Genomic DNA, 9,944 nt, shown 5'->3' with positions numbered 1-9,944 from the left:
GTCCGGAGGGCCCGGGCGGACCCAGGGGGCTGAACCGCCCGGGCGGACCGGACCGTTCGGCCGGTCCGGACCTGCCCCCGGTCGACGAGCGGACCCGGGAGATCCTCCGGCTGATGGCCACCGGCCTGAAGGACGACTCCATCGCCCGGGTGCTGAAGGTGAGCCGCCGCACCGTGCAGAAGCACGTCACCGACGCGGGCAACGCGCTGGGCGCGAAGACCCGCTTCCAGATCGCCCTGCGGGCGGCGGCTCGGGGCTGGCTGGGACCGGAGCACGGGACGGACGGCTGAGGGCCCCGGGCCCGTCGTCCGTGCACGCCCCCGGCGGTCACGGGACACCGCCGGTCAGGGTGGCCGCAGGTCGGCGTCCGTTCGGCGGCGCCGCTCCCCCTCGGGGTGATCCTGCCGGAGGGGCCGGCGGTGGACCGGGTCCCCGCACCCGGTGGGCGCGGCGGACATGTCGCCGCCCCGCCCCCGAGCGCGCCGAACCGCGGTTCCCCGCGCCCTGCCTGATCCTGGGGAGAGGCGGACGCCGGGCTCCACGGCGTCTGCGCCCGGACGGCACCAGCACACTCGACGAGGTGTCCGATGCAGGTAGGACTGCATGCGCTCGGCATCGGCGACGGTGCCCGCCCGGAGGTCATCCGGGCGGTGGCGGGCGCCGCCGAGGCACACGGCTTCGCGACCCTGTGGTCGGGCGAGCATGTGGTGCTGGTGGACGCCCCGGCGTCCCGGTATCCGTACTCCGCCGACGGACGGATCGCCGTGCCTGCCGACGCGGACTGGCTGGACCCCCTGCTCACCCTGACCTGTGCCGCGGCGGCGACCAGCCGGATCTCCCTGGCCACCGGTGTGCTCCTGCTCCCCGAGCACAACCCGGTCGTCCTCGCCAAGCAGGCCGCCACCCTGGACGTCCTCTCCGCCGGGCGGCTCACCCTGGGCGTCGGTATCGGCTGGTCGGAGGAGGAGTTCAGGGCGCTGGGCGTCCCGTTCGCCCACCGGGGCCGACGCACGGCCGAGTACGTCGCCGCCCTGCGCACCCTCTGGTCCGACGACGTGGCGTCCTTCGACGGGGAGTTCACCCGCTTCCACGCCGTCCGGGTCAACCCCAAGCCGCTGCGCGACCGCAGGATCCCGGTCGTCGTCGGGGGGAACAGCGACGCGGCCCTCCGCAGGGTCGCCGCCTTCGGCGACGGCTGGTACGGGTTCAACCTCACCGCCTCCGCCGTCGCCGAGCGGGTCGCGGCCCTCGCCGCCCACTGCGAACGGCACGGCCGCACGCTGCGGGAGCTCACCGTCGCCGTCTCACTGAGCGACGGCAGCCCCGGACTGCTCCCCCGTCTGGCCGGCATCGGCGTGACCGAACTGGTCGTGGTGGCGGCGCCGCCGTCGACACCCGACGAGGCCGCACGCTGGGTCGCGGACCTCGCCGATCGCTGGATCACCGATCACCCGTGAGCCCTGGCCCGCTCGTCCGGGTCCGCTCGTCCGGGTCCGCTCGTCCGGGGGTCGCCACCGGGGGCGGCGGCTTCAGCGCAGGACGAAGGCCCTGGCGGCCTGGAGCTCCCGCTGGGCGGCCTTCTCGGCCGCCTCCAGGAAGGCGTACGCGTCCTCACCGACCGGCACCCGTGTCGGTGTGTCAGCCGACGCGACCAGCCGCAGGACATGGGAGGCGAACGTCTCGGGCCGCCCCAGGTCCGGGTTGTCCTCCATACCGCGCATGCCCTCCCGCATCGGCCTGGTGACCTCCGCGTAGGCGGGGATGCGTACGGCCGCCTCGGTCAGGGCCGCACCGTAGCGCGTGGCGAACTGGCTCGGCTCGACGACGGTCACCCGGACCCCGAACCCCGCGGCCTCGACGGCCAGGGCCTGACTCATCCCCTCCAGGGCGTACTTGCCCGCCACATAGGCGGAGAGACCCGGGAACGCCATCCGGCCGGCCAGCGAGGACACATTGACGATGTGCCCGGCGCCCTGCCGCCGCATCGACGGGAGAACCAGCCTGGCCAGCCGCCACGGAGCCACCACCAGCAGATCCAGCTGGACCCGCAGCTCCTCGTCGGACACCTCCTCCACCGTGCCCAGCAGTCCCGTCGCCGCGTTGTTCACCAGGACGTCCACCCCGCCCAGACAACCGACCGTGTAGGCCACCGCGGCCTCGCACTGCGCCGGGTCGCACACGTCCAGGGGCACCGTCGTCACCTGGTCCGGATAGCTGCGCGCCAGGTCCTCGACATCGGCCGGCCTGCGCGCGGAGGCGACCACCAGGTCCCCCGACTGCGCCGCGGCGGCGGCCAGGGCGCGTCCCAGCCCCGACGAGCACCCGGTGATCAGCCATCGCCGTGCCATGCTTCCCCCTGATCGGCCTGAGCGGATCGATGTGCGCCGATCGTGGCAGAGCCGGCCCGCGTCCACACCGGCGCAAGGGGCGTACTCACGGGGCGCACATCGTCACGGGGGCACGGAGGGCGAAGACCGGGGGCTGCCGGCGAGTTCGGGTGGTGCCGGTCCGGCCGCCTCGGCCGGGCACGGCGCCCTCCTGCCCCGGAACAGGGCGCTGACCCGGCTCCACGGCCGACCCGGCTCGGTGAGCATGTCGACTCATCGATAGCCTTGGTCCTCATGATGCGCCCCTGGATCCTGCCGGCAGTGCTGATGTTCTGCGGAACGGTCGCTGCGACCGGGCCGGTTGTGGGCGGGCACCCCGGCTCGGCCGCGGCACTCCTGGTGGTGTTCGTGCTGCTCGCGGTGGTGCACTCGCCGCTGGTCTTCCCGAGGTCCGTCACCGCCCCGGAGGCGCAACGCCGCAGCGCGGCCGACGGACGGCCGGTCGTCTTCTGGCGCCCCGGCTGCTTCTACTGCCTCCGGCTGCGCTTCCGCCTCGGCCGTCACGCCCAGCGGTTGCACTGGGTGGACATCTGGCGTGACCCGGCGGGAGCGGCGGTGGTGAGGGCGGCCAACGACGGCAACGAGACGGTGCCCACCGTCGTCGTCGCGGGCCGGCCGCACGTCAACCCCGAACCCGAGTGGGTACGGAAGCAGCTCTTCCCCTCCTCGTGACCGCCGAGCGCGGCGGCGGACGCTCCGCCGTCCCCCGGCGGGCCGTACAGCGGGTCAGCCGCGGCCGCCCCCGCCGACCTTGCCGCCCTTGCCGCCCTTGCCGCCCTTGTGCAGGAAGCGGCGCAGCCGGGTGAGCGGCCAGGTGTTGATGACGTCGTCCTTGGTGAGCCAGCCGCGCTGGGCGGTGCCGACTCCGTAGCGCACGGCGTCCAAGGCGGGGGTGGAGTGGGCGTCGCTGTTGACGGCGAACTTCACCCCGTGGCGTCTGGCCCGCAGGATGTGCTCGTCGCACAGGTCGAGCCGGTCGGGCTGGGCGTTGACCTCCAGTGCGGTGCCGGTGCGGGCGCAGGCGGCGAAGAACGCGTCGAGGTCGGCGTCGACGCCCGGGCGCCTGCCGATGATGCGGGTGGTGGGGTGCCCGATGATGTTGACGCAAGGGTGCTCACAGGCCCGGATCAGACGGCGGGTCATGGCCTCGGCGGGCTGGTTGAAGTGGGAGTGGACGGACGCCACGCACAGGTCGAAGCCGCGCAGGAACTCCTCCGGCCAGTCCACCCCGCCGTCGGGGCCGATGTTGAGTTCGGTGCCGTGCAGCAGCCGCATCCGGCGGTGTCGGCCGTCCAGGGCCCGGAGTTGCTCCCGCTGGGCGAGCATCTTCGCGTCGGTCATCCGCTGCATGGCGAGGTCGGGGGCGTGGTCGGTGACGGCGAAGTAGGCGTAGCCGCGGGCCGCGGCGGCCTCCACCATCTGCTCCAGCGTCGCCAGGCCGTCGGTGAGGTCGGTGTGGGAGTGCAGGTCGCCGCGCAGGTCGTCCTCGGTGACCAGGTCGGGAAGCTCCCCCTTCAGTCCGGCGGCGACCTCGCCGCGGTCCTCGCGCAGCGTCGGCGGGATCCAGGGCAGGCCGAGCCTGGCGTAGACGTCCTCCTCGGTCCTGGACACCAGCAGGTCACCGCTCTCGGTGTCGAACAGGCCGTACTCGGAGAGTTTGAGCTTGTGGCGCACGGCCAGCTCGCGGGTGCGGATGTTGTGGGCCTTGGATCCGGTGAAGTACTGCAGCCCCGCGCCCCAGGACTCGGGAGGAACCACCCTCAGGTCGACCTGGAGGCCCTTGGTGGTCCGGATCGAGGTCTTCTTGGCGCCGCCCACCACGAGTTCGGCGACCTGGGGCAGCTCGGTGAAGGCCCGCATGAACGGCTCGGCGTCGAGGGCGGCGACCAGGACGTCGACGTCCCCGATGGTCTCCCGCATCCGCCGCAGCGAACCGGCGTAGGTGCATCCCTCACAGCCGGCCACCTGGGAGAGCGCCGCGACGATCTCCTCGGCGACCTCCATCGCCGCGTCGATCGGCACCCGTCCGCCGGACGCCTGCAGCAGCTCGATGCCGTGCAGGATGTTCTCCTCGGTCCTGGGGCCGAACCCCTTCAGTCCGCGCAGCCGCTCCTGCCGGATCGCGTCGCTGAGCTCGGCGACGGTGGAGATGCCCAGCTCCTCGTGGAGCGTCATGGCCTTGTGCGGGCCGAGGGTGGGGATGGCCAGCAGTTCCCGCACCCCGGCGGGGATCTGCTCGCGTACCTCCTCGACGGCGGGCAGCCGGCCTGTCGCCAGGTACTCGGCGACCTTCTCCGCGATGGACTTCCCGACGTTGGGGATCTCGCGGAGGCCTTTGACGTCGAGGTCTGCGACATCGGTAGGGTGGCTGCCGAGGGCGCGCGCGGCCTTCTCGTAGGCACGCGCCCTGAACGCGTCCCCACCGGTGATCAGCAGCAGGTCGGCGTACTCCTGGAGCAGCGCCTCGACCTCCTTGTTGCGCCGGGCCACATACACCAGTCTGAGGGAGGGGGCCGGTCGGTGCCGCTCGGCGGCGAGGCGATTTCTCCGTCGTACGGGCACGAGCGGTCCGGTCCGCAGCACCATCGCTCCCAGCAGAACCTGATCGTTCCCGAGCACCACGGAGACCCCGCATGCTGAGCAGTGCCCTGCCCGAGACGGGTGCCTCCCCGGAACCGGACCGCAGTCCCTGGGCCGGACGACTGCGCCGGTTCGGGTACGCGGCGCCGCGCCGTGCGGACACCCGCGCGCGTCTGGTCCCGCCCTTCCCCGAACCGGGGACCCGCCTGTGGGACGCCCTGGGGCTCGGCCCGGCGGCGGCGCACCGGGCCGCCAGGTGCACGGGCTGGCTCGGCCCGCTCCTGGTCACGCTCTTCGCGGGGGTCACCCGTTTCTGGCACCTCGCCCACCCCCACGCCCTCGTCTTCGACGAGACGTACTACGCCAAGGACGCCTGGTCGCTGCTGACCCTCGGCTACGAGGGCACCTGGCCGGACCGCGCCGTCGCCGACCCGCAGGTCCTGGGCACCCCCCAGGTGATCCCGCTCTCCGACACCGGGTCCTTCCTGGCCCACCCGCCCATGGGCAAGTGGATGATCGCACCGGGCGAGTGGCTCTTCGGCCTGAATCCGCTCGGGTGGCGCTTCATGGCCGCGGTGGTGGGCACCCTGTCGGTGCTGATGCTCTGCCGGATCGGCCGGCGTCTGTTCCGCTCCACGGCGCTGGGCTGCCTGGCCGGGGCGCTGATGGCCGCGGACGGCCTGCAGTATGTGATGAGCCGCGTGGCGCTGCTCGACATCTTCGTCATGTTCTTCGTGCTGGCGGCGTTCGGGTGCCTGCTGGTCGACCGGGACCGGGCACGGGCCCGGCTCGCGGCGGCCCTGCCGGTGGACGAGGAGGGCTTCGCCGGTCCGGACCCCGCCACGGCGGACCGTGCCGGGACCGGACCACGGCCGTGGCGGGTGGGAGCCGGGCTGCTGCTGGGCCTGGCGGCCGCCACCAAGTGGAACGGCCTCTACTTCCTGGCCTTCTTCGCCGTGCTGACCGTCCTGTGGGACGTCGGCTCCCGGCGCCTGGCCGGGGCCCGCCGCCCCTGCCTGGCGGTGCTGCGCAGGGATCTGGGCTGGTCGGCGCTGTCGCTGCTGCCGACCGCGACCGCCGCCTACCTGGTGACCTGGACCGGCTGGTTCGCGTCCGACAAGGGCTACGGCCGGCATTGGGCCGACCACCGCGGCGGCACCTGGTCCTGGATACCCGCGACCCTCCGCAGCTTCTGGCACTACGAGTACCAGGTCTACCAGTTCAACATAGGGCTGCACTCACCCCACCGGTACCAGTCCAACCCGTGGAGCTGGCTGGTCCTCGGCCGCCCGGTCCTGCAGTACTACGAGTCGCCGAAGGCCGGGGAACAGGGCTGCCACGCCCCGGCCGGCTGCGTGCAGACCGTCCTCGCCCTGGGCACACCGCTGCTGTGGTGGTCGGGGTGCTGTGCGCTGGTGTATCTGCTCTACCGCTGGGCGCTGCGCCGGGACTGGCGCGCGGGCGCCGTGCTGTGCGCGGTCGGCGCCGGCTACCTGCCCTGGTTCCACTACCAGGACCGCACCGTCTTCTCCTTCTACGCGGTCGCTTTCGCGCCGTTCCTCTGCCTCGCGGTGGCGATGACGGTGGGGGCGATGTCCGGCCCGCCGGGGGCGAGCCGGACGAGGCGCATCCAGGGCACGGCGGCCGCGGGCGTCCTGGTGCTGCTGATCATGCTCAACTTCGGCTACTTCCTCCCCGTCTACACGGGCGACACCATCCCGTACTCCGCCTGGAACGCCCGCATGTGGTTCACCGGCTGGATCTGAGCGCCGCCCCCGAGGGCTTGTCTGACAATTCGCGCCAGGCGGGAAGTGTCAGACAAGCCCTCGGCCCCGGACCGGCCGCGGCGTGAGCAGGCGGCACTCATGTGCACCCGTCCCCGGTCTCGGCGAGTGGCCCGGGCCTCCGTGGGCGCGCCGCGCTCAGTTGAGGTCGCGGTGAACCGCCCGGGCCACGCGCTCGATGGTGCCGATGCCGTAGTCCATGGTGGCGTTCCCGTGGGTCAGCACGACCAGACGGTAGGTGCTGCCGCCGCGGGCGAAGTCACCGAGGCTGTGAACCCGCCAGCCGAGCGTGGACCGCGACAGCCAGCCGTTCTTCACCCGCACGGTCACGCCCGCGGGGGCGCCGGCCGGTGTGCCCCAGCGCTGCGACGGTACGACGGCCGCCATCTGCTTCAGCGCGTACGACTGGGAGGCCGGCGTGAGCACGCTGTTGGGCGAGTCGAGCAGGGCGAGCAGCTTGAGCTCGTCGCGGGCCGTGATCCGGGTCAGGCCCCAGTGTCCATCCGGGTCCAGGGTGGTCTCGGTCATTCCCGCCAGCGTCAGGAAGGCCCGAACCCGGGCGCTGCCCAGCGACGTCCACAGCGCCGTGGTCGAGTCGTTGTCCGACTGGGTGATCATGGCGGTGATCAGTCGCTGCTCGTTCGCGGTCAGGGCCCGGTGCTGCTCCTGCGCCCGCCGCAGCGTGGTGGCCAGCACGGTCACCTTGACGGTGCTGGCTGAGTCGAAGTGGCGGTCGTACCCCAGCGAGCACCCGGTGCCGGTGCGGCGGTCGTACAGGGCCACGGACACCGTGCCGGACCGTCCCGACAGCGCCGCGTCGATGTCCTTGGACAGCTTGGCGGCCAGCGCCGGTGCGGTGCGCGAGGCGCACACCGGCCCGGTGGCGGCCTCGGCGGACGGCGCGAGGCCGGCCAGCGGCAGCAGGGCGAGAGCGAGGGCGAGCGGCGCGGTCCGGCGCGTCGCCCTGGATATGAAGGAGCGCACAGGCAGGGCTTTCGGGGAGGAGCAGTGGGCAGGGCACACCGGTCGCCGTGGCCGTGGGGCATATGCGAACGATGTACGGGATCTTGCCGAAAGCCTCCAGGGTGAATATCTCGAGTTGATTTCCCTGGGAAAACGGTTCGCTTCCGAACCGTTGGGCCGTCCCCTGCGCCAGGGAGGAACGCACCGGCGAGCACACGGCCGCCCGACCGGCCCGCCGGGGCGCCCGGACCTCTGCCGCACGGCGCTCTGCGCGGTGTGCGGCAGCGGGGATCAGCCGTCACGAGCGCCGGGCCTCCGGTGAAGAGCCGAGGCCGACGCCGGCGGTCCCCTGCAGCTCACGGCGGGCACGACGTCTGCCGCAGTGGTTGGGACGCATTCACAAGACGCATGGTCAACGACCGGACCCAGGCGATGGCCGGCGTTCAGCGGTCCGGCCCGGCCGGCGTCCCGGACCGCCGCCCGACACCGCTCCGGCAGCGTGCGCGAACTCCCCCTGCCCAGGGCCTGGGTGCGACGGTTCCGGCCCCGGGCCGCCGTACGGTCCGGATGTGATCACCGCTGTGAAAACACGCTGGCGGCCCCGGCCCCTCGCAGACCAGCATGGAGCGCATGACTGACCAACTGGAGCGATGGAGCCAGGCGACCGTCCACCCCGACATGTGGGTGGACCCGGACGACGACCCCCGGGACAACCAGGGACCCAGCCCGGACGGCGAGCTGCCGACGCTGGAGGACTACCTGGCGGGTTACCGCATGACCCTGCGGATGAAGTGCGAGGGCCTGGACGCCGAGCAGCTGTCCCGCCGGTCCGTCCCGCCGTCCACGATGTCGCTGCTCGGCCTCCTCCGGCACCTGGCCGAGGTGGAGCGGGACTGGCGCAACTGGATCAGCGACGGGGATCCGCTGCCGAAGCTGTACGGCCCCCGGGACTCGGACTTCGACGGGGCGGTCGCCGAGCAGAGCGTGGTCGACGGCGCGTACGCCGATCTGGCGCGCGAGCAGGCCGCCACCGACGCCGCGCTGGCCGAGCACGCGGACCTGGGCAAGCGTCTGGGGAGGCAGGGGATCTCGGTCAGGGAGCTGCTGGTGCACCGGGTCGAGGAGTACGCCCGGCACTGCGGGCACGCCGATCTGCTGCGCGAGTGCATCGACGGGAGGGTCGGCCAGTGAGCGCCGCCCGGCGGCCCGGCCCGCAGCGCCGGGCCGTCGGGCGGGCGCCCGGAGCGTGACGGATGCCTGCGTGAGCAGGCTCCTTCGGCACTACGCACGCACCCTTACGCCGCCGCGTCGCCCGTGACCGACTCCCCGGCCCGGTCGGTCGTGGCGGTGCCCCGGGGCGAGGAGGCCGACTCGCGTCGCCGACCCCCGAGCCACACGTCAGTGCAGGTCGCAGGAGGTTGTAGGATGACCGGGCAGCAGGACGGGCGGCAAGGAGCGGAGCAGCGGTGAACGCCATGAGTGGGGGCCTGCACGCGGCAGGACGCCGCTCGCTGGTGGACGCCGCCATCGACCAGCTGCGGGAGCAGCTCCTCTCCGGCGCCTGGCAGGTGGGCGACCGCATCCCCACCGAACATGAACTGGCCGAGAGCCTCCAGGTTGGCCGGAACACCGTCCGCGAAGCGGTCCGGGTGCTGGTGCACGCCGGGATGCTGGCCTCCCGGCAGGGCGAGGGCACCTTCGTCCGCTCCACCACCGACCCGGCGTCCGTACTGCGCGGCGTGCAGCGCTCGGGCGTCCGCGACGTCCTGGAGGTGCGGCGCGCACTGGAGGTCGAGGCCGCCCGACTCGCGGCCGTCCGCCACACCCCCGCGGACCTCGCCCGGATGCATACGGCCCTCGCCGCCGAGGCCGCGGTGCTGGCCACCCATGCGGAACGGTCGGGACGCGCCGCCACGGTCGAGCACGACCTGGAGTTCCACACGGCACTGGTGGAAGCCACGCACAATCCGGCGCTCATCGAGGTGTACGGCTACTTCAGCGCCTCGGTCAGGGAGGCCATGCAGGCCGCGTTCGGCGACCACGGCATGCCCGAGGTCGCGGTCCCGACCCATGCGGCCCTGGTGGACGCGGTGGAGAGCGGCGACCCCGACCGGGCCGAGGCCGCCTGCCGGGCGCTGCTCGCAGAGCCGACCGCCGCGGTGGAGCAGCTGCTCGCGGAGAACGCGGCGCGCAAGTAGGGACCGACAGCCCCTCCGTGACTCCCCCGGGC

At 73.2% G+C, this 9,944-nt stretch carries 9 protein-coding genes; 6 read left to right on the top strand and 3 right to left on the bottom strand.

The genetic code is table 11. The features are described 5' to 3' along the window. On the top strand, positions 1 to 290 hold a 290-nt coding region (locus tag AOK09_RS19340; RefSeq protein WP_169797048.1), incomplete at its 5' end, for a helix-turn-helix domain-containing protein. Between the two features lie 297 nt (positions 291 to 587). Next, positions 588 to 1,457, top strand: coding sequence for an LLM class F420-dependent oxidoreductase (locus AOK09_RS19335; protein ID WP_055588460.1), 870 nt, complete (start codon positions 588 to 590; stop codon positions 1,455 to 1,457). 72 nt (positions 1,458 to 1,529) lie between these two features. On the opposite strand, the gene AOK09_RS19330 is transcribed toward AOK09_RS19335, so the two are convergent. Continuing rightward, a complete protein-coding gene (locus AOK09_RS19330) occupies positions 1,530 to 2,348 on the bottom strand; it encodes an SDR family oxidoreductase (RefSeq protein ID WP_055588459.1) in 819 nt (272 codons plus the stop codon). Between the two features lie 273 nt (positions 2,349 to 2,621). Between AOK09_RS19330 and AOK09_RS19325 the strand changes: the two genes are divergently transcribed. After that, on the top strand, positions 2,622 to 3,059 hold the full coding sequence (locus AOK09_RS19325; protein ID WP_055588458.1) for a glutaredoxin domain-containing protein: 438 nt from the start codon (positions 2,622 to 2,624) through the stop codon (positions 3,057 to 3,059). 54 nt (positions 3,060 to 3,113) lie between these two features. On the opposite strand, the gene polX is transcribed toward AOK09_RS19325, so the two are convergent. Next, on the bottom strand, positions 3,114 to 4,877 hold the full coding sequence (gene polX / locus AOK09_RS19320) for a DNA polymerase/3'-5' exonuclease PolX (RefSeq protein ID WP_055588464.1): 1,764 nt from the start codon (positions 4,875 to 4,877) through the stop codon (positions 3,114 to 3,116). 143 nt (positions 4,878 to 5,020) lie between these two features. Between polX and AOK09_RS19315 the strand changes: the two genes are divergently transcribed. Further along, positions 5,021 to 6,733 (top strand): dolichyl-phosphate-mannose--protein mannosyltransferase, encoded by a 1,713-nt coding sequence (locus AOK09_RS19315; protein WP_079063224.1) that lies wholly within the window; start codon positions 5,021 to 5,023, stop codon positions 6,731 to 6,733. Positions 6,734 to 6,889: 156 nt separating this feature from the next. On the opposite strand, the gene AOK09_RS19310 is transcribed toward AOK09_RS19315, so the two are convergent. Continuing rightward, on the bottom strand, positions 6,890 to 7,735 hold the full coding sequence (locus tag AOK09_RS19310; protein WP_245687369.1) for a serine hydrolase: 846 nt from the start codon (positions 7,733 to 7,735) through the stop codon (positions 6,890 to 6,892). 609 nt (positions 7,736 to 8,344) lie between these two features. On the opposite strand from AOK09_RS19310, the gene AOK09_RS19305 reads away from it, so the two are divergent. Together AOK09_RS19305 and AOK09_RS19300 are read left to right on the top strand one after the other, a co-directional pair. Then, on the top strand, positions 8,345 to 8,905 hold the full coding sequence (locus AOK09_RS19305; RefSeq protein ID WP_079063223.1) for a DinB family protein: 561 nt from the start codon (positions 8,345 to 8,347) through the stop codon (positions 8,903 to 8,905). A 284-nt stretch (positions 8,906 to 9,189) separates the two neighbouring features. After that, positions 9,190 to 9,912, top strand: a complete 723-nt coding sequence (locus tag AOK09_RS19300) for a FadR/GntR family transcriptional regulator (RefSeq protein WP_055588461.1) — start codon at positions 9,190 to 9,192, stop codon at positions 9,910 to 9,912. Positions 9,913 to 9,944: the final 32 nt, after the last annotated feature.

The organism is Peterkaempfera griseoplana, from assembly GCF_001418575.1.
Classification (GTDB): domain Bacteria; phylum Actinomycetota; class Actinomycetes; order Streptomycetales; family Streptomycetaceae; genus Peterkaempfera; species Peterkaempfera griseoplana.
This window is presented reverse-complemented; position numbering and strand designations above follow the sequence as displayed.